A 21,190-nucleotide genomic window follows, 5' to 3' on the forward strand; every position below is an offset into this window, starting at 1 on the left:
ATAGATGGCGTCGATACAACTGCCAATCCGCGACACGGCGCAGCTGCGGGGAACCGCTCGAACCTATTCCGATCCAAGCTCGAGCCGATCCCTGTTCAGCGCCTCAAGCAGGCGCCTGGGCATAGCGGCATGACGCTATAATCGGCAGTCTTCTGCACACCGCCATTCCAGCTCTCGAAACCAAGGACCCGTCCATGAAAGCGTTAGGCAAGATTCTGGGCCTTTTCTTTCTCGGCTTGCTGCTGATCATAGTGGCGCTGCTGTTCGCTCTGACTCATCTGTTCGACCCTAACGACTACAAGGACGAGATCCGCCAGATCGCCCGCGACAAGGCCAACCTCGAGCTGCAGCTCAGGGGCGACATCGGCTGGAGCCTGTTCCCCTGGCTGGGCCTGGAGCTGACCGACGCCACCCTGGCCAGCGCCGACACCCCGGACAAACCGTTCGCCGACCTGCGCATGATCGGCCTTTCCGTCCGCGTGATGCCGCTGCTGCGCAAGGAAGTGCAGATGAGCGACATCCGCGTCGACGGCCTCAACCTCAACCTGCAGCGTGACGACAAAGGCCATGGCAACTGGGAAGGCGTTGGCCGCCCGGCCCAGTCCAGTGCGCCACAGCAAACGCCCAGCGAGCCGGCGCCGAGCGAAGAAACGCCGCCAAGCCAGCCGAGTGACAAACCAGCCGGCCAGCCGGTCAAGCTGGATATCGACAGCCTGACCCTGAGCAACTCGCGCATCGACTACAGCGACGCGCAGAAAGGCCAGCAATTCACCGTCGAGAATATCGAGCTGAAAACCGGCGCCATCCGCGAAGGCGCCAGCATCCCGGTCAAACTCAGCGCCTTCTTCGGCACCAACCAGCCAGTACTGCGCGCACGCAGCGAGGTTGAAGGCCAACTGCGCTTCGATCGCGCGCTCAAGCGCTACCAGTTCGAAGACCTCAAACTGGCTGGCGAAGCCTCGGGGGAACCGCTCAAAGGCAAAACCCTCAACTTCTCCGCCCAGGGCCAGTTGCTGCTCGACCAAGCGGCCAACATCGCCGAATGGAACGGGCTGAAGCTATCGGCCAACCAGTTGCGCGCCCTCGGAGAAATCAAGGCACGCGAGCTGGACAAGGACACCAAGATTTCCGGCGGCCTGTCCATCGCTTCGCTCAACCTGCGCGAGTTCCTCGAAGGTGTCGGCGTCGAATTGCCGGCCATGCAGGCTGGCGATGCTCTCAACCAGTTCGAGCTGGTCAGCCGCCTGAACGGTTCGAGCAAGGGCATGATGTTCGAAGAGCTCAACCTCAAGCTCGACGGCAGCACCTTCACCGGCAAGCTCGGCGTGAGCGACTTCGCCAAGCAGGCTCTGCGCGCCGACCTCAAGGGCGACAAGCTCGACCTGAACCGCTACCTGCCGCCGAAAACCCAGGACAGCGCCGCTGCCGCACGCAAGGCCGAGGTCAAGGACAGCATCGCCGGCGCCGGCAAGGATGGCTCTACCCCACTACCCAACAAACCCACCCAGCAGGCCTGGAGCGACGAAAAAGTGCTGCCGGTGGATCAACTGCGCAAGCTCGACCTGCAACTGGCGCTCAGCCTCGCCCAGCTCACCTACGACAAGCATCAGCTCAGCGACGTCAATCTCAAGGCAAACGGTCGTGGCGGCCTGATCACGGTGGAAGAGGCGCGCGGCAAACTGCAGGGTGGCAGCTTCGTCGGCAACGGCCGTATCGACGTGCGCCAGGCCGAGCCAATGCTCAGCCTGGAACAACGCCTCAGTCGCATGCCGCTGGAGCCATTGCTGAAGAAGGATGACCAACCCTCGCCGATCAAGGGCCAGCTTGATCTGGACGCCAAGTTCAACACCCGCGGCAACAGCCAGAAGGCCTGGATCGAAGCGCTCAATGGCAACGCCAGCTTCGTCCTCAATGATGGCGTGCTGGTCGATGCCAACCTCGAGCAGCAGCTGTGCCGCGGCATCGCCACCCTCAATCGCAAGAGCCTGAGCAACCCACCAACCGGCAAGGACACGCCCTTCCGCGAACTCAAGGGCAGCCTCAGCGTACGCGATGGCGTCGCCCATAACCCGGACCTCAAGGCCCAGGTGCCGGGCCTGGCAGTCAGCGGCAACGGCGACCTCGACCTGCGCGTGCTCGGCCTCGACTACAAGGTCGGTATCACCCTGGAAGGCGACCAGCGCGAAATGCCGGACCCGGCCTGCCAGGTCAACGAGCGCTACGTCGGCATCGAATGGCCGCTGCGCTGCCGTGGCCCGCTGGAGCTCGGCGCCAAGGCCTGCCGCCTGGATCAGGACGGCCTCGGCAAGATCGCCGCACGCCTGGCCGGCAACAAGCTGACCGAGAAGCTGGAAGAGAAACTCGGCGACAAGGTCAGCCCGGATCTGAAAGACGCACTCAAGGGCCTGTTCAACCGATGAGCCCCGAGCAGTTCAACGGCGCCGTGCTGGCCTGGTACGACCAGCACGGGCGCAAGGATCTGCCCTGGCAGCAGAACATCACGCCGTATCGCGTCTGGGTCTCGGAAATCATGCTGCAGCAGACCCAGGTCAGCACCGTGCTGGGCTACTTCGACCGTTTCATGGCAGCTTTGCCGGCCGTGAAAGACCTGGCCGAAGCGCCGGAAGACGAAGTGCTGCACCTGTGGACGGGCCTGGGTTACTACACCCGCGCGCGCAACCTGCAGAAGACCGCACAGATCGTCATGCGTGAGCATGGTGGCGAGTTCCCGCGCAGCGTCGAGGCGCTCAGCGAACTGCCCGGCATCGGCCGCTCCACCGCCGGCGCCATCGCCAGCCTGAGCATGGGCGTACGCGCGCCCATCCTCGACGGCAACGTCAAGCGCGTACTGGCGCGCTACGTCGCGCAAGAGGGCTATCCCGGCGAACCGAAAGTGGCCAAGCAATTGTGGAACGTCGCCGAGCGCCTCACCCCGCACGAACGGGTCAACCACTACACCCAGGCGATGATGGACCTCGGCGCCACCCTCTGCACGCGAAGCAAACCCACCTGCCTGCTGTGCCCGGTGCGCAGCGGCTGTCAGGCCCATCTGCTCGGCCTGGAAATCCGCTACCCGGTGTCCAAGCCGCGCAAGGCACTGCCGCAGAAACGCACCCTGATGCCGCTGCTGGTCAACGCTGCGGGTGACATCCTGCTCTATCGCCGCCCTTCGACCGGGCTGTGGGGCGGGCTGTGGAGCCTACCGGAGCTGGACGACCTCGAGCAGCTCGAAAGCCTCGGCCAGCAGCAACAGTTCACACTCGGCGAACGCCGCGAACTGGAAGGCCTGACCCACACTTTCAGCCACTTCCAGCTCGCCATCGAACCCTGGCTAGTCGAGGCAACCGAACAGCCGGGCCGCGTGGCCGAGGCCGACTGGCTCTGGTATAACCTCGCCACCCCGCCGCGCCTGGGCCTCGCCGCCCCGGTGAAGAAGCTGCTGAAACGCGCGGCGCAAGCCATTACCGCTGGAGAACCGACATGACCCGCACCGTACAGTGCCGCAAATACAAACAGGAACTGCCCGGCCTGGATCGCGCGCCCTACCCTGGCCCCAAAGGCGAAGACATCTTCACCAACGTTTCCAAGCAAGCTTGGGACGAGTGGCAGAAGCACCAGACCATGCTGATCAACGAGCGTCGCCTGAACATGATGAACGCCGAGGACCGCAAGTTCCTCCAGGCCGAGATGGACAAGTTCCTCTCAGGCGAGGAATACGCCCAGGCCGAAGGCTATGTACCGCCGAGCGAGTGACGACACCTGCGGGAGGGGCTTTAGCCGCGACAACCACTGCATTACTGCACATGCAGCACCTGGCTCGCCCACCTCGCTTTTCCCGCTTACGAACCTAAGCGCCCGAAATAATTAAATATTTTTTCAAACCTGCGCTTGACACTGATCCTTCAAATCCGTCTAATAGCGCCCCGTTGGCCCAGGTAGCTCAGTTGGTAGAGCAGGGGATTGAAAATCCCCGTGTCGGCGGTTCGATTCCGTCCCTGGGCACCATTGATATATGACAAAGAGCCTCAGCCATGCGCTGGGGCTTTTTGCTTTCTGTCTCCGGCAATTTTCTCGTGCCATTATTTCGCCTGCGCGACAAGCAACTGTAACCAGGCGACACCTGCGACCCAGCGAGCCTCTATCGCCCGGCAAACGGCTTGGCGGTCACGGAAACGCTATGCTAGCTTGGCCGCCAGCCAGGACGGCCCGCCGTACGCCGGAGCGCATTCGAAGAAGAAGAGGACCCCACCCCATGGCCGAGGCGACGCCCGCGCTGGAAATCCGCAACCTGCACAAACGCTACGGCGATCTCGAAGTGCTCAAGGGTATTTCCCTGACGGCCAAAGACGGCGACGTCATCTCGATTCTCGGCTCCTCCGGTTCCGGCAAGTCCACTTTCCTGCGCTGCATCAATCTGCTGGAAAACCCGCATCAGGGTCAGATTTTCGTCGCCGGCGAGGAGCTCAAGCTCAAGGCCGCGAAGAATGGCGATCTGGTTGCTGCCGACAACAAGCAGATCAACCGCCTGCGCAGCGAGATCGGCTTCGTCTTCCAGAATTTCAATCTGTGGCCGCACATGAGCGTCCTCGACAACATCATCGAGGCGCCGCGCCGCGTGCTCGGCCAAAGCAAGGCCGAAGCCATCGAGATCGCTGAGGCGCTGCTGGCCAAGGTCGGCATCGCCGACAAACGCCATGTTTATCCCAACCAGCTTTCCGGCGGCCAGCAGCAGCGCGCGGCCATCGCTCGCACCCTGGCCATGCAGCCGAAGGTAATCCTGTTCGACGAGCCAACTTCTGCCCTCGACCCGGAGATGGTACAAGAAGTGCTTAATGTGATTCGCGCGCTTGCCGATGAGGGTCGCACCATGCTGCTGGTGACCCATGAGATGAGTTTCGCTCGCCAGGTTTCCAGTGAGGTGGTGTTCCTCCACCAGGGCCTGGTCGAGGAACAGGGGCCACCCGCCCAGGTGTTCGACAACCCGAACTCGGCACGCTGTAAACAATTCATGTCCAGCAATCGCTAACACGGAGCAACATGCATGCAGAACTATAAGAAGATCCTGCTGGCCGCAGCCGCTACTCTGGCTTTCGGCACCAGCGCTGTCGCAGCTGACAAACTGAAACTCGGCACCGAAGGCGCCTACCCGCCCTTCAACCTGATCGACGCTAGCGGCAAGGTCACTGGTTTCGATATCGAAATCGGCCAGGCACTGTGCGCCAAGATGCAGGCAGAGTGCGAAGTGGTCACCTCTGACTGGGATGGCATCATCCCGGCTCTGAACGCCAAGAAGTTCGATTTCCTGATCGCCTCGATGTCGATCACCGAAGAGCGCCAGGCCGCGGTCGACTTCACCGAACCCTACTACACCAACAAACTGCAGTTCATCGCACCGAAGTCGGCTGACTTCAAGACCGATGCCGCCAGCCTCAAAGGCAAGGTAATCGGCGCCCAGCGCGCTACCATCGCCGGCACCTGGCTGGAAGACAACATGGGCAAGGTGGTCGACATCAAGCTGTATGACACTCAGGAAAACGCCTACCTCGACCTGGCCTCGGGCCGTCTCGATGGCGTTCTGGCCGACACCTTCGTCAACTGGGAATGGCTCAAGAGCGATGCCGGCAAAGAGTTCGAATTCAAGGGCGACCCTGTATTCGACAACGACAAGATCGGTATCGCCGTACGCAAGGGCGACCCACTGCGCGAGAAGCTGAACGCCGCTCTGCAAGCCATCGTCGAAGACGGCACCTACAAGCAGATCAACGACAAGTACTTCCCTTTCAGCATCTACTGATGACCTGAAGGCACCGCGCCGCCCATTGGGCGGCGCAGTTGCCCGAGCCCTCCGATGATTTTTGACCTCCACGGATTCGGCCCCGCCCTGGCCGCCGGCACCCTGATGACCATCAAACTGGCGCTATCCGCGCTGGCTGTAGGTCTGGTGCTCGGCCTGCTCGGTGCGCTGGCCAAGACTTCGCCGTACAAGCCGTTGCAGTGGCTCGGCGGCAGCTATTCCACCCTGGTGCGGGGCATCCCCGAACTGCTCTGGGTACTGCTGATCTATTTCGGCACGGTCGGCCTGATGCGCAGCCTGGCCGATCTGCTTGGTGTCGAGAGCCTGGAGCTCTCCGCCTTCGCTGCGGGTACCATCGCCCTCGGCCTGTGCTTCGGCGCCTACGCCACCGAAGTGTTCCGCGGCGCCATCCTGGCTATCCCCAAGGGCCACCGCGAAGCCGGCCAGGCGCTCGGTATGTCCAAGGGTCGCATTCTCTGGAAGCTGATCCTGCCGCAGATGTGGCGCATCGCCCTACCCGGCCTGGGTAACCTGTTCATGATTCTGATGAAGGACACCGCGCTGGTGTCGGTAATTGGCCTGGAAGAGATCATGCGCCGGTCGCAGATCGCCGTGACCGCCAGCAAAGAGCCTTTCACCTTCTACATGGTCGCCGCCTTCATCTATCTGGGCCTGACCGTTCTCGCCATGATCGGCATGCACTTCCTTGAAAAGCGCGCCAGCCGCGGCTTCGTCCGGAGCGCCTCATGAATTGGGAAGTTATTATCAAATGGCTGCCACGCCTGTCCGAAGGCGCGCTGCTGACCCTCGAACTGGTGGCCATCGCTGTCGTCGCCGGGCTCATCCTCGCGCTGCCGATGGGCATCGCCCGCGCATCCAAGCACTGGTATGTGCGCGCCCTGCCCTATGGCTACATTTTCTTCTTCCGCGGCACGCCGCTGCTGGTGCAGCTGTTCCTGATCTATTACGGCCTGGCCCAGTTCGATGCCGTGCGCCAGGGCCCACTCTGGCCCTATCTGCGCGACCCGTACTGGTGCGCGGTATTGACCATGACGCTGCATACCGCCGCCTATATTGCCGAGATCCTGCGCGGCGCCATTCAGGCCGTACCACCCGGCGAGATCGAAGCGGCACGGGCTCTGGGTATGTCGCGACCGCAGGCGATGCTTTACATCATCCTGCCACGCGCTGCTCGCATCGGCTTGCCGGCGTACAGCAACGAAGTGATCCTGATGCTCAAGGCCAGCGCCCTGGCCAGTACGGTGACGCTGCTGGAACTGACCGGTATGGCCCGGACCATCATCGCTCGCACCTATTTGCCAGTGGAGATCTTCTTCGCCGCTGCGATGTTCTACCTGGCGATAACCTTCGTGCTGGTACAGGCCTTCCGCCTGCTCGAACGCTGGCTACGCGTCGACGCCTGCCAGGGTCGCTAAGCCACCGGGTAGCCCTCTTGATGCGGGCCGCCCGGCTCAACCAGACGCATACGCACCATGTCCGAGCCCATTCTTACCTCAGGCGATCTGCTCGCTCGCTTCCAGGCCTTGGACAGTTTTCTTCTGCAGCATCAGGCGCTCTGGCGTCCTCGGCCGTTTCATTACCTGCAACTGCCATGGGAAAGCGAGCTGCCAGAGCTAGCCGCCTGGTTGCGCAGCCGCTCCCTGGAACAGGCCGAGGCCAGCGACAACAGCCCCTTCGCCCTCTCTGCACCAGCGCCCTTTCCTGAGCTGGCCCACCAAGCGCAAGCGCTTAGCCAGCTGGGCGAGATTCCAAGCCAGGACAGTCCTCCGCGTGCGCACACCTTCAGCGTCGATGTACCCGGCAGAAAGCTGGATCAGATCCAAGCCTTCGCGAACCATCTGCAGTTTCGCCAGCGCCCCACGCACTGGCTCGACTGGTGCTCCGGCAAAGGCCACCTCGGTCGCTGGCTGACTCAGGGTGACCAGCATCTGACCTGCCTGGAATACGATCCGGCACTGATCGAGTCCGGTAGCGCACTGAGCAAGCGCCTGGGATTGGCTGCCGCACATCTCCAGCAAGATGTACTGGCCGATGATTGCAGCGAGCGCCTGCACAAAGAGCACACGCCCGTGGCCCTGCACGCCTGCGGCGACCTGCACGTGCGCCTGCTGCAACTGGCCAGTCGCAAAGGCTGCACCCAATTGGCGGTCGCGCCCTGCTGCTACAACCGTATCGCCGGCATGCAGTACCAGCCGCTGTCAGCAGCGGCGCAGGGCTCAAGCCTGCAGCTATCACGTGACGATCTCGGCCTACCACTGAGCGAAACCGTCACCGCCGGTGCTCGCGTGCGCAGACAACGCAATCAATCGATGGCCTGGCGCCTGGCTTTCGACCTGCTGCAACGCCAGCTACGTGGCATCGATGAATATCTGCCAACACCATCGCTGTCTAGCGACTGGTTCAGCAAACCTTTCGCCAACTTCTGTCATGACCTCGCCAAGCTGCGCGACGTGCCGTTGCCCGGTGAGCAGGACTGGCCGGCATTGGAAGCTCGCGGCTGGCAACGCCTGGCCGAAGTGCGCAATCTGGAGTTGCTGCGCAATCTGTTCCGCCGGCCACTGGAACTCTGGCTACTGCTCGACCGCGCCCTGTATCTGCAGGAGCAGGGCTACCACGTGAAGCTAAGCATCTTCTGCGATTACCAACTGAGCCCGCGCAACCTGCTGCTACTGGCCGAGCGCGCCTGAGTTGCACACAGAAGCTGTGGATAACTCTGTTGATCCTTTCTGGGGAAATGCTGCAAAGCCACTTGGTAATTGCTTCGTAGACATCTGATCATTTTTCGAACAGCCTTCGAAGCCCTAGCAAAAACAATAACTTGCGAAAAATAGTGATCGAACGCACAGAGCCGGTGCGCCACCGTCGCGCGCGCCTTCTCTTTGTGCATAAGCCAAAAGCTGCTGATAGCCGAGCCCGGAAAAACCTGGCACGAAGGTGGCTTTACTCAGGCCGACGAATGGATATAATGGCGCCCCCACCTAGCCGGTATAGCTCAGCTGGTAGAGCAACTGACTTGTAATCAGTAGGTCCCGGGTTCGACTCCTGGTGCCGGCACCATACAAATCAAAGGGTTACGTGAAAGCGTAGCCCTTTTTTGTGCCTGAAATTCGGCTTGGGGTAGGATTGGGGTAGGGATTTGCCACCACACCACCACTCGGTTAGAAAAAATCTGCGCCAGTCTTACGACCGCTCATCGGGCTATTTCATCCGCCATCACCGATGACGCCCTCCGCATCACATCCCCCGCCATCAAAATCTAGGCATTACCAGCATCTTGAAGGCTACTCATGGTCAGAGCCTTTTTCGCCGATATCCCGTAAAGTGCCACCTTGCAGGGCCTCTGCGGGCAGCATAGGGTGATTGGGCGGGTCGACAGACCTGGCTTCAGGAACACAGCGCCAGAGGATTCTTGTGTCATGGTGGCTGCATGCGGGGCGCTTCGGCGCGCCGAGTTCCTAGAGTCTCGGTCTTCCACACCCGCATGCAGCCGCCACCCTTCGTGTGGAAGCGAAAGGTGGTGGCCTCTCTAAAACTCTAGAGGTCACCCTATGCCGCAGACCAACATCCCTTCGGGCACCACCGACTCAGTGCCCCAAGCCCTCGACGCGTTTAATGGCCTGTTCACTGTTCGCACTGACGTCACCTCCGGCCAACTGCATGATGAAGCCCAGCTTCGCCAAAACGCCGCAGTCGGCATGCTCCACGCACTCTCCAGTGCAAGTGACTTGAACACCTTGGAAAACCATTTGCTTCTGGACTGCATCATGGCACTACGGCTGCTGTGCTCCGATGCGGCTGCGCTGTACGCGGCAGCATGCGAACGCAGCAAAGCAGAAAATCTGCTCCAGCCTTAAGCGTCCTTACGCGCTAACTCGGTCTCGAAGCGCTGCACGAATTCGACGAGGCCGATGTTCAGCGCGTGGCAGATATCCCGCAGTTGGACGAGATCAATCCGGCGCAAGCCGCGCTCGATATCGCTAGCAAACGACTGTGGGCGCTCCAGCGCTTGGGCGAATTGCGCCTGGGTCAAACCAGCTTCCACTCGACACTGCTTTAGCAGTCTGAGCAGCACCAGGTTCTCATCCCGATACACCGACTTTTCCAACGGGTACACCTCACGCTTGACAATCCGGCAAGGGTATATCTAATCTACAGATATCTGATTTACAGATTATCTGGATAAAGGTTCACGGAGCCATTCATGGATACCCTCACCAAGACACCATCGAGCAATTCGGAAATCCTGTTTTTGATCGACAAGAAAACACAGCAAACCAAGATCGAACTTGGCTCACTGCTCTGCGCGTTCAGCGCACCCACCACCCTGGCTAAAGCTGCAGCTTCGATCTGGGAAAACGAGCTCTTAATTAAAGAGGATCCCGACTCAGGATCACCGCTGTACTACTTACCAATGCAGCTATCTGCTGACTTCATCGATCTGATTCTTGACCAGTTGGATTCAGATAGCAGAACAGATGCCGTGCAATTCCGAGATGCTTGCCGAACCATTGAAGCTAGCGCCAACAAGATTTCCAGGCTGCAACAGACCAAACCCCACGTCTACGAGACATGGCTGAAGTGGATGGACTCTGATGAAGCCACGCAAACAATGCACAAGATCCTCAGCAGACAGCATCAACACCCACCGGCCACTTCCCCCAACCATGCAGCTCCGGGAGGACAGTAATCCGATGCGCGCCACCAAAATCAAAATCCAGGGACTGTCGATTCCAAGTCTGATCAGCAGCGACAATGAGCGTTACTGGCCGATACGCCCCATTTGCGAAGCTATGGGTCTTAACTGGCATGCTCAAGCCGCCAAACTGCAGCCCCCTCGCTACAGCCCGACCGAGCATGACGTTGCCCTGCCTGGGGAACCACTGCTGAAACGAATGCTGTGCCTGCCGCAGTCGGAATTCGAGTTCTGGCTGAAAAGCCTTAGCTCGCGCAAGGTTTCCCCCGGCGCCCGCATGCGACTCGATCAGTTGCGCGCACATTTCTTTGGTGAGCCCACACCGCTGGCAGGGCCGACACCGCCAACTGCAACGGCAGCACCTGCGGTGCTGAAGCGGATTCTGAACTGGCGAGCGCAACAGGCTGAGCCAGGAAACCGCAAAGCCGTGCTCAAAGAGCTCTCCGACCAATTCAGTGCGAAAAACGGTTTTGAAATTGCTGAAGCGCAGGAGCACCAGTTGCGTGGAGCCGTCGCTTCGCTCAGCACGATCATTTATCAGCATGACCGCTCGAAATCGCCAAGCCAGATGCCTGTTTCACAACGGGTCGACGCGATCATCAAATCCATCGTGGATGCCCGCCCTCAGCGCATTCATCTGCTCGACTCGGACTTTGCGGCCCTGTTGTGCAGCATTGAGCTTGAGGAGCACCACCATAGCAGCGCTCAGCACGAACAGCCTTAGACCATGGCCACACTTAGGGAAATGGCGGACTTGCTGTATTCAGCAGGCGAGCCGATGAGCGGCAGTGGCATGAACGACACTGAGGCCATGGCCTATGCACGGCAGCATTTTGTTTATGGCGGCTATTGCTTGGTGCGGAACTGGCGGTGGCTTGATCTGGATGTCACTGAAAGCCAGCGCCTACAACTGGCAAAGACCCGACGACAACCTGCTCTGGTCTATGCACACACGGTTATCTTCGACAGTGAAAGACGGTGGGATGTCGGAGACTTCGTCCGAACGTCGCTTCTGCACCATCACGAGGAGTTCCATTTCAGAACGCTCAATACAGCCTACTTGCTTCTAGGACCAGGCACGCGCATCCAGGTCAGCGCAGACGCCGTTGCGAGCATTTTCTGATCGAGCCAACACATTTACTGATCTGTCGACATAGCCATGTATACACACCCAGTCTTGCAGAAGCTGCTGGAGCAGGTCGAAGACCTTCCTTTCAGCAGACCCGTCACCGGATACCTGACTGATGCCTATATTCGCGGATCAAGCGGCTACGGGATCACTTACCGGCATGTGAGAGCTGATCGTTTCAGTGACGGTGCCTACATTCATACATCAGCCATCGTTCAGGCTGAGCGAGAGGGGCCGTTTTGGGTGCTGCACACGCTAAGTGGCAGCTTCTACGTAATCCTCAGCTTCAACATTTTAAAAGGTGCGCAATCGCTGGATGACTATCTGCATCGAATGCTAACTATGGAGTATCCAGAGCCATGGCAGCTGCACTAGCAGTGCGATGGGATAGCCGATGCGACATGACCTGCGTATCGCAGGAGGCACTGCGACACTCAGTGAGTGTCGCGGAACCCCTATGCGACACACGTGGACTGTCGCACAGATACGCTGCGACACGCTGGCCATGTCGCAACGATACACCGTGTATGTCGCACCATGACTTTGCGACACTCGGGGTCGTGCCGCTAGCGGCAGTTTGAGTGCCCAATACGGCGCTGAAAGTGGCCCAAACCGACACCGAGCTGGCCAGTTATGGCGCTCAGCGTGCCAAAACTGGCACTCCTTTTTTTGGTTATATTATCGCTACAACCCTTGAAAACACTGACTTCGGCGACTTTTTTCATAACCAAATCGCCACTGCGTGGCTAGCATTTTTGAATACCCCATTTCGACACGCCAGCCACGCACCGCTTCGCGCTACCCCGGCTCGTCCTTTCAGCGCCATGGCGCTGGCTGCTCTTCGATTTTGATGACAAAACGCTTGCGCGCGCTTTTGCTCACGGCGCACGCTGAATTTAGATGAAGCGGGTCGCGTGAGTGAGAGCGCGCAACCCTTACTCGCGCCGCGAGTAAGGGGGCGTTGAGGCAGTTCGGACGTAACGAGAAAAACGGAGCGGCTGCGGAGTGTTTCAGTGGAGTTCGAGCTGACACAACGCCGTTCGCGAAGCGGCTTAGCTTTGTCATCAAAACAACAAGAAGAGAGATGACAGCGATGCAACCTACGACCTTGCAGCGGTACCAAACCCGGGCACAAAACTTTTATCGGTCTCACTGCGGTGAGGACGATCCATCTTCGGCGCAGATCTGCGCAGCTTTGCTTGCCTGTGCACCGGACTATCGACCGAATGCGTTCAGCACCCTCAAGAACACCCTAATGAATGACCAGCTTGCCCGGCGAAACATCGAGGCAGCAAACACCATCAGAGCGCTGGTCAACCCGGTCACGGCACCAGGCAGTCAGATAGTGAAAAAGCCCAAGCCGGGGCAGATTCGGAAAGTCCCCTTCGAAGACTTTAAATTGCTGCACCAGCACCTGCGCGCAGGCGGCAATCTCGACGAAGCCGCATCACTGGTGCTCGCTTATTGCCTCGGTGTACGCCCATGCGAGATGCGCACGATCACTATCTCCGGCAACCACGTGCACATCATTGGAGGCAAGAAATCGGCTGAACTGCACCGTGGCGCTGACCGCACCTTGGTAATCGACAAACCAAGAACGCTGAAGTTGGTGGAATGGGCCGCGCAGTGGATGGCCGGGTGCCCACGCACTAATACCGCCATCAGAGACTGCCTGCGCAAGGAGTGCCGACGCCTCTGGCCCAAGAGGAAAAAGCAGCCAACGCTGAAAAGCTTCCGGCACCAGATGGGATCAATTCTGAAAGCATCCGGAGAAAGCCCAGAAAGCATGGCTTACATCATGGGGCACCAGTCCATCTCGTCGATCAGCGTGTACGGTGATGGCCGACTGGGCGCAGGCATGAAATCACATGTACGCCCCGCAGAGAGCGCCGTCTTGGCGAGCATTCGCCAGCCGCAGAAGCCACCTCGATATGGTCAGGGGCGCATTCTGGGAGCAATCGAATTTCCCGCCGCAACCCGGGGCCATTGGTATACGGAGATGAAGCAACGGCAAGCAGGCAAGATCCTACCTGCTCCGCAGTCGTAGCCACGTGACTGCTGTGAGTGGCCCCTAGTCGCAGGGATCTATAGCTCGCATGAAAAATCTCCAGACATGCTCGGGGCTATTGAATGAGCTATTGCGGCCAAGCACTCTGGGGCCGGGGAAGTATGGCTGTGGCACCTTGTGACCACCACCGTGGATGGGCACCAGCTCCACACTTGCCGTCCTAGCCTCCTGCCACTGGAATAGCTCAGGCTAGGGCTCGCTCGCATCACCTGGAAGCCGGAATACGCTGGACTAGTGCAGGCTGTGTATATCCAGCAAGTCGAGCAAAGTAGCTCTCGCTCACCTGCGCTGAAATCACCTAGCCTCGCTCGCTCATCCCCCAGAAGCCAACGTCTCCGCCCTCTACGGAATTGATAGGATCATCTGTGCCGTTGACCAGTATCACCAGCAATGCCTTGCTGACCGCGCCAGGCGCGGATGAACGCAGTGAGTAGGCTGCTCCCCACGTACCCTTCAGGCTTGATCTGCGCTAACAGCACTTTGGCGGCACGCCGTTGCGATTTGGGGTGCAGCGCATCAGCTTTTAATGCCTGGCGACATGTCAATTTACGGTGTGGGCGCTTGAGGTTCTGACACGTTATTCCGGGGGTTCTGACCCACTCGCGCTGATGGTTCTGTCCCTCCATTCCAGTGATTGTGAGCCACTTTGCTGGTGATTCTGACCCATCCCTCAAGCACTAAACTGTCTGCTCTCACGTCCTGTAGGTCACCGCAATTGATTGAGGAAGGCAGCAAAAATGTCTATGCCGATCTCGGTTGCACCGATGCTGACGTAATGCAGCGCAAGGCCAGTAAACGTTCGGCCAAGCCACCTTCCGAACTCCTGCATTAAGTCCTCGTTTTTTAAGCGGACGGCATCGCTCATCGATAGCGGTGATCACCCAGGTTGCAGGTGATGGTAGGCTTTACGCCAGCGGCTCTTTCACCAGCGAGCCATGAAGCCAGGAGTGCTCAATGGCCCACGTCTGGATAACATCCAAGCTTGCCAGCTTGGCCATATGCATAGCAGGGTTGATGTCGACTTCTCACCTAGTGGCTTCAACACAAGCCACAGAAAAACGGATATTCAAAACCGAAGATATCGCCAGGGTAAAAGAACTCGGCGAGCTGGCCATTTCTCCCGACGGGACAACACTAATTTTCCAAGTAACCGAACTGAACGGTGATGGCGATCAGCGGGAGGGCGCGCTCTGGAAGATGAGTCTGAAGGAACGACGCGCTTCGAAACTTTTCCCTGATCAGCATGATGACAGCATGCCTGCCTGGTCGCCTGATGGTTCGAAGCTGGCGTTCCTTCGAGCCGATGAGGGAGCGACGCAGCTTCATGTCCTGGATTTGACACGAGGCCTGGTCTGTTCACTGACCGATCTGGAGAACGGCGTTAACGACTATCGATGGTCACCTGATGGTCAAAACATTGCCTTCACCTCGGCTGTAGCCATCGCTCAGGCGCCCGTGCCGCCGCCTGGGGTCAGGATAATCACACGGGCCGATTTCCGATCTGAAGAAGTAGGGGGCGGTACTGCCTCTTTGCCCCAAATTTGGGTGGTGGCGGTCGACTCTCACTGTGGCACGCAGACCCCAAGACAGCTGACGCAGGCGTCTGTAGCAGCCACGTTGGCATTCTGGTCTGTCGATAGCCGCTCTATCCTGTTCACCACGAACGATACGATGGAAGCCTATTACGGCGCAGGCACGTCTACTTTGCGCAGTGTTGCCCTAATTGATGGCCAGCAGAGCGTGGTTAGGCCTTTCAAGGTGCCGGGAACCAGCACAGACATGGAAGCGGCTCCGCAGCTTTACCTCAGCCCCAACGGTTCGAAGGTCGCCTTTTCAATGGGCAATCCAGAAGCCCCGTCGGACTTCGCCCAAGATGATGTTTTCGTGATGGATATGGTTACTGGCGAAACTACCAACATAACCGTGGGCTATGACCGTGAGGTGGGCGGTGATGGATTGATGTGGCGGGATGATCGCCGACTGATCAGTATCAAAAGCGACGCGGGCAACGCCAATCTGATCGAGTTGGACATCCTGACCCAGAAGGTTCGGCCACTATGGATTGGCCGCCACGTGGTACAGAGTTTTCATCTAGCTCAGGAAAGCAATCGGCTGATTGCTGTCGCCTCTAGCTTCGTAAGCCCGCCTGAGCTTTATGAGGTTGCTGATGGTACCGGCATGCAGATATCCGAGATCAATCGGCATATTCGAGATGAATTGCTGCTCACTGCCCCTGAAGAAATCACATACGAAGGCCCAGGCGGCGAAACAATTCATGGCTACTTGCATCAGCCACCGATGCTCACTGCCTCGCAGAGGTATCCCCTGATCGTATGGGCGCACGGCGGGCCATATAGCTGGTGGAGCAGCGCTTTTGACGGAGATATCCAGGCCATGGCTGCTGCTGGCTATTTCGTCTTGTATGTGAACCCGCGAGGCAGCATGTCATACGGCCAAGTTTTTGCCGGCAGCCTCGCCGGAGAATGGCCAGGGCCTGAGTATGATGACACGATGGCGGGCGTGGATTACGTGCTTGCCCACCATGAGATCGATGCAGAAAAAATCGGCATCGCAGGTGGTTCAGCAGGCGCGATCCTGACGGACTGGGCCATAACCCACACGAACCGATTCGGCGCTGCCGTTTCGATCAGTAGCGTTGCGGATAATTCGCTCTATTGGTTCTTGGGCGATCAGCCTGACATGGCAGACCCCGATAAATATCCCTGGCTGGATGAAAAGGATAAGGCTCGGTCGCCGATAACTCATGGGCTCGACGTCTCGACGCCTACGCTTTTCATGAGTGGAACCAGAGACTATCGAACGCCTTCATCCGTAGGCAGCGAGTTGATGTTCAAGTTGCTTAAGCACCTGAGAGTGCCCACTGCACTGATTCAATTCGAGGGTGCGGGGCACGTTATTAGAGGAAGTAATGACGCGCGCCACCGTGGTCTCAGCATTCACTACCTGCTGCGCTGGATGGATCTGCACCTGAAAGGAAGAGCCGCCCCGGAGTTTCAGGTACGCCCCGCAGGCTAGCGCGCCATCTGGTGCGTTGAGAGTTCGATTGGCTCAGTGCGAGGGCGCAATCGCTGGAGCTGGGTGTCAGCATCACTGGAATACACACATAAGCCTGGGCTTACGATTCTTTAGGCGGTGTGGTCTTTCTCGATGGTGTGCCCGCTGGGCTCTGGCTCCCATATCGGGACGTGGATCAAGTCGCGCTGCACCCCAAAAACGGAAATCGGTTGATCTAGCTTGACCTGGTGAATGTGGGCCGGGCTCTGGCTATGCGGTGTGGATGACGTCACCACGCCGCGATATGGAGCAAGTTCCGTCGAGAGGTCAGGCCAAGAGACCGTTTTTTGATTAGAATTACGGATTGCATCCAAGACCCAGATTATCTCGGCATCAGGTGCACGTATCCCACATTCCCACAGCTGTATCACCCGCCACCCCGATGCCAGTAACACAGCCTTGTTCCTGGTATCTCGGGCGACGTTCTGGTCAAATTTTCTCTGCCAGAAGTCCAACCGGGTCTTGGGGCTAGTAGCGTAGCGACATCCGGGGTGTCTGTGCCAAAAGCAACCGTGAACAAAAATGCAGACACGATAGCGAGAAAGCACCAAATCAGGCTTTCCAGGAAGATCCTTCTGGTGCAGGCGATACCTGAAACCATGCCGATGCAGCAGGCGTCGGACCTTCATTTCTGGTGACGTGTTGCTGCCCCGAATGCCCGCCATCATGCGAGACCTGACTTCCTTACTGACTATGTCCATGACTCAAGGCCAAAAGAATCTTTTCGATAGTACGCCCACAGACCCTACAGGTGAGCTCGACCACGCCATTCAGGTGGTGGACCTCTTCGCGGGGCCGGGTGGCCTGGGTGAGGGATTCACTTCATTCGGGGACGGTAGACGGTTCGACATAGTTGTGGCAACCCAAGCGACATCACCCATTGGTAAAGTCATCAGGCTACTTTATCGAAATTCAAAACTAGCTCACCAATACCCCATCGAGAGCCTCCGCCCCGACTTAAGCTCACGGAACGGGCGCTCTGCTGCAAAAACTAACAAACAACGAGTGCAGGATGGTTCATTACCTCAGCTCAATGTAGATTTTGTAACCAATGGTAGCCAACATCACCACTATCCCTGTGGCCATCACCAGCACACCACTGTCCCGTTCCCGCCGGCTGTAGCCGACCATCAGGAGCAGGAATCCCAGGCCGATCAGGCCAATCATCACTTCAAGTTCTCGCATCAGTCTCTGCCTTCATCATTGTGGCTGGTATCGGTGGGAGACACCCAGCCGGGCACTCCGCGCCGGATCTGCCTGGAAAAATCGCTCGCATCGTTGGCCATCCGTGCCCGTTCGGTAAAGCGCCCGTGCTGACGCAACGTATCGAGGCTGTAGCCACCCTGCAGGCCACCGACCGACATGACATAGGCCGGCAGGTAGCCTGTCAGCAGCAAACGGTAATCGACCGGCAGTCCGCCAATGATCGTCTGCAGCATGTCGAAAACGATGGTGGTGCAGTTGGCCGTAATGGTGTTGTAGAAACGCGGCTGATCGACCAGGGCGTTGGCCTGCTGCACATAGGAGAGCAGCAACGCACGCATCGCCTCGTCGGGCATAGCAATACGATAGAGATAGCTGTCTTCGCCGCGCACGTTGGTGCGCACGCGCAAGGCATCACGCTCGTCAGTGGCGACGATGCTCAACTCGAACTGCTTGAAGAAACCACCAATCTCCGAATAGGCCTCGCCTTGCTCCTTGCGCACCTCAACGGTGAACGTCAGAAAACGCCCATCCGTGAAGCCGAAAGAAACCAGAACATGGGCGATGGCCGGCATGCCCCAATAGGAGGTGATCAGGTCGACCGAGGCGAGCTGGTCGAGATCGTAGCGACGTGTTTCCCAGGCAACGTCATAGTCATCATCGCTGCGCCAGTTGAAGTTGCGCACATTGTGCAGGATGAGCTGATTGCCCACGAGCTCGCCCTGGGTCATCTGCGCGACATCACCAGCCCAGATACGCTGGTTTGACGGTTCCAGGCTTGTCCACCAGACCAGCAACGCGGCGAAGACAAGCACCTGACCGACAAGCGCCAGTATGGGACGCCCGCGCCACAGCAGAACCTGCAGAATGCAGCCAAGCAGGCACCAGCCCGCAATCAGCACCCAGGTTGCCAGCCCTCCAGTCTGGTAGAACAGCGCCAGCACGCCCCAGGCCATGATCAGAAAAAACGACAGCGCGAGGACACTGCGCAGGAGAAGACCCAACAGCCCGTTCATGGCGCTCGTACCGTAGCCACCTTGGGGCTGGCCAGGCCGGTGAGGTGTTCATGCAGCACGCGGCGAATTTCGATGATCGCCTGCGGTGTTTCCTGCACGCTGTGCCACGATGGCACGACCAGCTCCGAGTCGGCGCCAGCCAGGTGCGAGCTGGCGTACGGCACCACGCCGTCACTGGACAGCAGGACCTCGAGGTCTGGCGTGTAGTTGCCGATGATCGAGTGATAGTGCACTCGTGGCGAAATGGGCAGGTCGGCTGCGGCCTTGACGAAGGGGTCCTGGTTGCTCAGGTTGTCGATGCTGTTGAGGGGGCGCACCAACGCGACCGGTGCCGCCGCATTGGGGTCAACCAGCACTTGGGCAACCTCCTTGAAACGGTTCAACATCGACACCGGCATCTTCACCAGCCCTGCGGCCCAGCGCGACACGCGATTTTCGGCAAACGGGGTACCCCGGTGTGGCGCCGCAGCGAATACGGCCCGGCTCACCTGAGGCAATGGCTCGAAATACAGGTAGGGCCCGAGCTTCGCCCGGGCTTTTTCCAGGCGCGCGCCTTGCATCCCGTAACTTCCCAGCATGGCATCCCACAACTGGTCACCCGATGAGGACAGCATCAGCCGTGACAACACGCCCCCCATGCTGTGCCCGACCAGCACCATATCGTGGCTGGCCTTGGCCGTGCCTTGCGGATCGAAATTCGCCAAGGTCTGCTCGATGGCCTCGCGGATGGCCTGATTGTTGACGGCCAGCGGCAGGTTGGTCGGGTAGTAGACCTGCCAGATCTGGTAATTGCGGCGCAGTTCCTCGTCGCCCAGCACTTCATTGGCCACGTTGATCCAGGCCTCCGGGCTGCTGGCCAGGCCATGCAGCATGACCACGATGCGCCGGTCGGGATCGAACGGCTGCAGCAGGTAGACATGGGGGCGTTCCAACACTTCGCCGCGTCCGACCAGAGTCAGCAGGGACTGCCGGGCAAACCCGGAACGCGCCAGCCACAGGCCATAGCCCGACGTGAAGTTGGCCGCCAGGGGCGCCTGCACACCTGCCATGTCCACCGAATCCTGCCGGTAGGGGTCATAACCGATCACTTCCACCTGATAGGTGGACAACACCTGCTCCAGGGTCTCCCCGGGAAAGCGCGCCACGGCAGTAATCGCCGGGAAGGGGGTTTCGCTCCAGGGTATTTCATCGCTCCCCTTGCTCACCACGCGCTTGGCCGTCACCGCTACCAACTCGGCACCCAGTCCATCCCGACGGTACTGGTTGCGCAACCCGCCAAAGGACAGGGACGCAGCCGGAATCAGCTCCTTCGGCAACAGGCGGTCATCGGCCAGCCTCACATCGGTCATGCGCCCGCCGATCGTCCAGCGCCCGGTCTTGAGGCGGAAATTACCCTGAGTGTCCTCGGGTGATGGTGGCCGTCCACGGTAGCGATCGAAGACCTCGACGAGCGCCTGCTGCACCGAAAAGTTGTAGTAGTCGCGCACCTGCGTCTGCCGGTCTTCCAGGGCGCGCTGGCTCGGTGTGCGGGTGGTCAGGAAGAGGTAGGCGTAGGCATACCGGGCACTCTCCAGGTAGGCATCGGTGCGGGCCTCCGCCGCCATCACCTTGCCGCCGTCCTGGGCTTCCTTCAGCCACAGCTCGGCCAGCGTGGAAAGCCGCTGTTCGTCACGCAACCCCGTTGTGCTGTCCAGCGCCTCGCGGCAGGCCGGCAGGTCAGCAAGGCAGCGCTTCTCATCACTGCCCACGACCTGCAGGGCAGCAACCGCCGAAGCACTGAGGTTGCCGGTGGTCAACACATCACCGCGGCGCTGGGCCAGGTAATCATTGTTGCTGACCGCCGTGACCTTGACCCCTGCACACCCGGCCAGCACTAGAACCAGCAGGACTGACGGAAAGCAACGCAGTGAACGACTCACAGTGAACGAAGTGGTGGTATAAGTTGAAGAGCTCACAATCGGTAGATACCCATTACGTCGGAAATGGCGCGGATCATCACGATCCGCATATGGTTCAGACGCCATCTCGACTGATACAGCGCGAAGTGATTCTGCTGGCGGTAGATGCCAGCCCCAAGTAAGTATCTGCGAATATCTTACGGCCTTATATCCGAAAAACTAAAACAACCAATTATCCCCGCATTAACAATATATCTACACCGGGAGAGGCCTGAGATAATACCTGCCACAGA

21 protein-coding genes, 2 tRNA genes and 2 pseudogenes are annotated in these 21,190 nt (G+C 59.2%); 18 read left to right on the forward strand and 7 right to left on the reverse strand.

The window, feature by feature from the left end:
* Positions 1-194 precede the first annotated feature (194 nt).
* From CXP40_RS08285 to CXP40_RS08335, 11 genes are all read left to right on the forward strand, one after another.
* On the forward strand, positions 195-2,420 hold the full coding sequence (locus CXP40_RS08285) for an AsmA family protein (RefSeq protein ID WP_106733386.1): 2,226 nt from the start codon (positions 195-197) through the stop codon (positions 2,418-2,420).
* Positions 2,417-3,484 carry an A/G-specific adenine glycosylase gene (gene mutY / locus CXP40_RS08290; RefSeq protein ID WP_106733387.1) on the forward strand — a complete coding sequence of 356 codons (1,068 nt, stop codon included), beginning with the start codon at positions 2,417-2,419 and terminating at the stop codon, positions 3,482-3,484. Before CXP40_RS08285 ends, mutY begins: the two co-directional genes overlap by 4 nt.
* Positions 3,481-3,753: an oxidative damage protection protein gene (locus CXP40_RS08295; protein WP_021490485.1), complete on the forward strand. Its 273-nt coding sequence runs from the start codon at positions 3,481-3,483 to the stop codon at positions 3,751-3,753. Before mutY ends, CXP40_RS08295 begins: the two co-directional genes overlap by 4 nt.
* Positions 3,754-3,929: 176 nt before the next feature.
* Positions 3,930-4,005: transfer RNA gene (locus CXP40_RS08300), tRNA-Phe, on the forward strand.
* A gap of 247 nt (positions 4,006-4,252) precedes the next feature.
* A complete protein-coding gene (locus CXP40_RS08305; protein WP_099526038.1) occupies positions 4,253-5,026 on the forward strand; it encodes an ABC transporter ATP-binding protein in 774 nt (257 codons plus the stop codon).
* A gap of 15 nt (positions 5,027-5,041) precedes the next feature.
* Positions 5,042-5,794, forward strand: coding sequence for an ABC transporter substrate-binding protein (locus CXP40_RS08310; protein ID WP_099526039.1), 753 nt, complete (start codon positions 5,042-5,044; stop codon positions 5,792-5,794).
* A 54-nt stretch (positions 5,795-5,848) separates the two neighbouring features.
* Positions 5,849-6,544 (forward strand): ABC transporter permease, encoded by a 696-nt coding sequence (locus CXP40_RS08315; RefSeq protein ID WP_099526040.1) that lies wholly within the window; start codon positions 5,849-5,851, stop codon positions 6,542-6,544.
* Positions 6,541-7,230: an ABC transporter permease gene (locus CXP40_RS08320; RefSeq protein ID WP_106733388.1), complete on the forward strand. Its 690-nt coding sequence runs from the start codon at positions 6,541-6,543 to the stop codon at positions 7,228-7,230. Before CXP40_RS08315 ends, CXP40_RS08320 begins: the two co-directional genes overlap by 4 nt.
* Before the next feature lie 57 nt (positions 7,231-7,287).
* Complete coding sequence (locus tag CXP40_RS08325; protein WP_106733389.1) at positions 7,288-8,502, forward strand: methyltransferase; 1,215 nt, start codon at positions 7,288-7,290, stop codon at positions 8,500-8,502.
* A gap of 294 nt (positions 8,503-8,796) precedes the next feature.
* A tRNA-Thr gene (locus CXP40_RS08330) sits at positions 8,797-8,872 on the forward strand.
* Between the two features lie 491 nt (positions 8,873-9,363).
* Positions 9,364-9,669, forward strand: a complete 306-nt coding sequence (locus CXP40_RS08335; RefSeq protein ID WP_038664426.1) for a hypothetical protein — start codon at positions 9,364-9,366, stop codon at positions 9,667-9,669.
* Here CXP40_RS08335 and CXP40_RS08340 read toward each other — a convergent pair.
* Positions 9,666-9,920, reverse strand: a complete 255-nt coding sequence (locus tag CXP40_RS08340) for a helix-turn-helix domain-containing protein (RefSeq protein ID WP_003464196.1) — start codon at positions 9,918-9,920, stop codon at positions 9,666-9,668. The genes CXP40_RS08335 and CXP40_RS08340 overlap by 4 nt on opposite strands.
* A gap of 96 nt (positions 9,921-10,016) precedes the next feature.
* On the opposite strand from CXP40_RS08340, the gene CXP40_RS08345 reads away from it, so the two are divergent.
* The 6 genes from CXP40_RS08345 to CXP40_RS08365 all read left to right on the forward strand — a co-directional run bounded on the left by CXP40_RS08345 (position 10,017) and on the right by CXP40_RS08365 (position 13,684).
* Positions 10,017-10,502 carry a hypothetical protein gene (locus CXP40_RS08345; protein WP_003464199.1) on the forward strand — a complete coding sequence of 162 codons (486 nt, stop codon included), beginning with the start codon at positions 10,017-10,019 and terminating at the stop codon, positions 10,500-10,502.
* Positions 10,503-10,506: 4 nt separating this feature from the next.
* Positions 10,507-11,232 carry a phage antirepressor N-terminal domain-containing protein gene (locus CXP40_RS08350; RefSeq protein ID WP_003464201.1) on the forward strand — a complete coding sequence of 242 codons (726 nt, stop codon included), beginning with the start codon at positions 10,507-10,509 and terminating at the stop codon, positions 11,230-11,232.
* Positions 11,233-11,235: 3 nt separating this feature from the next.
* Entirely contained in the window at positions 11,236-11,631 is a 396-nt protein-coding gene (locus CXP40_RS08355) for a hypothetical protein (RefSeq protein WP_003464209.1), read from the forward strand.
* A 54-nt stretch (positions 11,632-11,685) separates the two neighbouring features.
* The gene (locus CXP40_RS08360; RefSeq protein ID WP_045107818.1) at positions 11,686-12,012 is read left to right on the forward strand and encodes a hypothetical protein; all 327 of its coding nucleotides are present in this window, start codon (positions 11,686-11,688) and stop codon (positions 12,010-12,012) included.
* A 227-nt stretch (positions 12,013-12,239) separates the two neighbouring features.
* The gene (locus CXP40_RS23645; protein WP_157831682.1) at positions 12,240-12,488 is read left to right on the forward strand and encodes a hypothetical protein; all 249 of its coding nucleotides are present in this window, start codon (positions 12,240-12,242) and stop codon (positions 12,486-12,488) included.
* Positions 12,489-12,721: 233 nt separating this feature from the next.
* On the forward strand, positions 12,722-13,684 hold the full coding sequence (locus CXP40_RS08365) for a site-specific integrase (RefSeq protein WP_003464213.1): 963 nt from the start codon (positions 12,722-12,724) through the stop codon (positions 13,682-13,684).
* A gap of 407 nt (positions 13,685-14,091) precedes the next feature.
* Here the strand turns inward: CXP40_RS08365 and CXP40_RS08370 are convergent.
* Positions 14,092-14,247, reverse strand: a pseudogene (locus tag CXP40_RS08370) (IS21 family transposase); the annotation flags it as partial.
* Positions 14,248-14,411: 164 nt separating this feature from the next.
* A complete protein-coding gene (locus CXP40_RS23650) occupies positions 14,412-14,570 on the reverse strand; it encodes a hypothetical protein (RefSeq protein WP_153529665.1) in 159 nt (52 codons plus the stop codon).
* Positions 14,571-14,659: 89 nt separating this feature from the next.
* On the opposite strand from CXP40_RS23650, the gene CXP40_RS08375 reads away from it, so the two are divergent.
* Positions 14,660-16,741 carry a S9 family peptidase gene (locus CXP40_RS08375; RefSeq protein WP_003464215.1) on the forward strand — a complete coding sequence of 694 codons (2,082 nt, stop codon included), beginning with the start codon at positions 14,660-14,662 and terminating at the stop codon, positions 16,739-16,741.
* Positions 16,742-17,079: 338 nt separating this feature from the next.
* Here CXP40_RS08375 and CXP40_RS23945 read toward each other — a convergent pair.
* The 4 genes and pseudogenes from CXP40_RS23945 to CXP40_RS08390 form a co-directional block, all read right to left on the reverse strand.
* Positions 17,080-17,481: pseudogene (locus CXP40_RS23945) on the reverse strand (very short patch repair endonuclease); the annotation flags it as partial.
* A 319-nt stretch (positions 17,482-17,800) separates the two neighbouring features.
* A complete protein-coding gene (locus CXP40_RS23820) occupies positions 17,801-17,965 on the reverse strand; it encodes a hypothetical protein (protein WP_010563435.1) in 165 nt (54 codons plus the stop codon).
* Positions 17,965-18,999, reverse strand: coding sequence for a DUF4105 domain-containing protein (locus CXP40_RS08385; RefSeq protein WP_003464218.1), 1,035 nt, complete (start codon positions 18,997-18,999; stop codon positions 17,965-17,967). Before CXP40_RS08385 ends, CXP40_RS23820 begins: the two co-directional genes overlap by 1 nt.
* Positions 18,996-20,918 carry a triacylglycerol lipase gene (locus tag CXP40_RS08390; protein WP_231998077.1) on the reverse strand — a complete coding sequence of 641 codons (1,923 nt, stop codon included), beginning with the start codon at positions 20,916-20,918 and terminating at the stop codon, positions 18,996-18,998. The genes CXP40_RS08385 and CXP40_RS08390 overlap by 4 nt, the downstream gene beginning before the upstream one ends.
* Positions 20,919-21,190 lie beyond the last annotated feature (272 nt).

It is taken from the genome of Pseudomonas sp. YY-1, assembly GCF_002843095.1.
Taxonomy (GTDB): domain Bacteria; phylum Pseudomonadota; class Gammaproteobacteria; order Pseudomonadales; family Pseudomonadaceae; genus Aquipseudomonas; species Aquipseudomonas sediminis_A.

Coding starts and splice junctions, on each gene's coding strand:
- CXP40_RS08285 (WP_106733386.1), top strand. CDS start 195: ATGAAAGCGTTAGGCAAGATTCTGGGCCTTTTCTTTCTCGGCTTGCTG.
- mutY (WP_106733387.1), top strand. CDS start 2,417: ATGAGCCCCGAGCAGTTCAACGGCGCCGTGCTGGCCTGGTACGACCAG.
- CXP40_RS08295 (WP_021490485.1), top strand. CDS start 3,481: ATGACCCGCACCGTACAGTGCCGCAAATACAAACAGGAACTGCCCGGC.
- CXP40_RS08305 (WP_099526038.1), top strand. CDS start 4,253: ATGGCCGAGGCGACGCCCGCGCTGGAAATCCGCAACCTGCACAAACGC.
- CXP40_RS08310 (WP_099526039.1), top strand. CDS start 5,042: ATGCAGAACTATAAGAAGATCCTGCTGGCCGCAGCCGCTACTCTGGCT.
- CXP40_RS08315 (WP_099526040.1), top strand. CDS start 5,849: ATGATTTTTGACCTCCACGGATTCGGCCCCGCCCTGGCCGCCGGCACC.
- CXP40_RS08320 (WP_106733388.1), top strand. CDS start 6,541: ATGAATTGGGAAGTTATTATCAAATGGCTGCCACGCCTGTCCGAAGGC.
- CXP40_RS08325 (WP_106733389.1), top strand. CDS start 7,288: ATGTCCGAGCCCATTCTTACCTCAGGCGATCTGCTCGCTCGCTTCCAG.
- CXP40_RS08335 (WP_038664426.1), top strand. CDS start 9,364: ATGCCGCAGACCAACATCCCTTCGGGCACCACCGACTCAGTGCCCCAA.
- CXP40_RS08345 (WP_003464199.1), top strand. CDS start 10,017: ATGGATACCCTCACCAAGACACCATCGAGCAATTCGGAAATCCTGTTT.
- CXP40_RS08350 (WP_003464201.1), top strand. CDS start 10,507: ATGCGCGCCACCAAAATCAAAATCCAGGGACTGTCGATTCCAAGTCTG.
- CXP40_RS08355 (WP_003464209.1), top strand. CDS start 11,236: ATGGCCACACTTAGGGAAATGGCGGACTTGCTGTATTCAGCAGGCGAG.
- CXP40_RS08365 (WP_003464213.1), top strand. CDS start 12,722: ATGACAGCGATGCAACCTACGACCTTGCAGCGGTACCAAACCCGGGCA.
- CXP40_RS23650 (WP_153529665.1), bottom strand. CDS start 14,570: ATGAGCGATGCCGTCCGCTTAAAAAACGAGGACTTAATGCAGGAGTTC.
- CXP40_RS08375 (WP_003464215.1), top strand. CDS start 14,660: ATGGCCCACGTCTGGATAACATCCAAGCTTGCCAGCTTGGCCATATGC.
- CXP40_RS23820 (WP_010563435.1), bottom strand. CDS start 17,965: ATGCGAGAACTTGAAGTGATGATTGGCCTGATCGGCCTGGGATTCCTG.
- CXP40_RS08385 (WP_003464218.1), bottom strand. CDS start 18,999: ATGAACGGGCTGTTGGGTCTTCTCCTGCGCAGTGTCCTCGCGCTGTCG.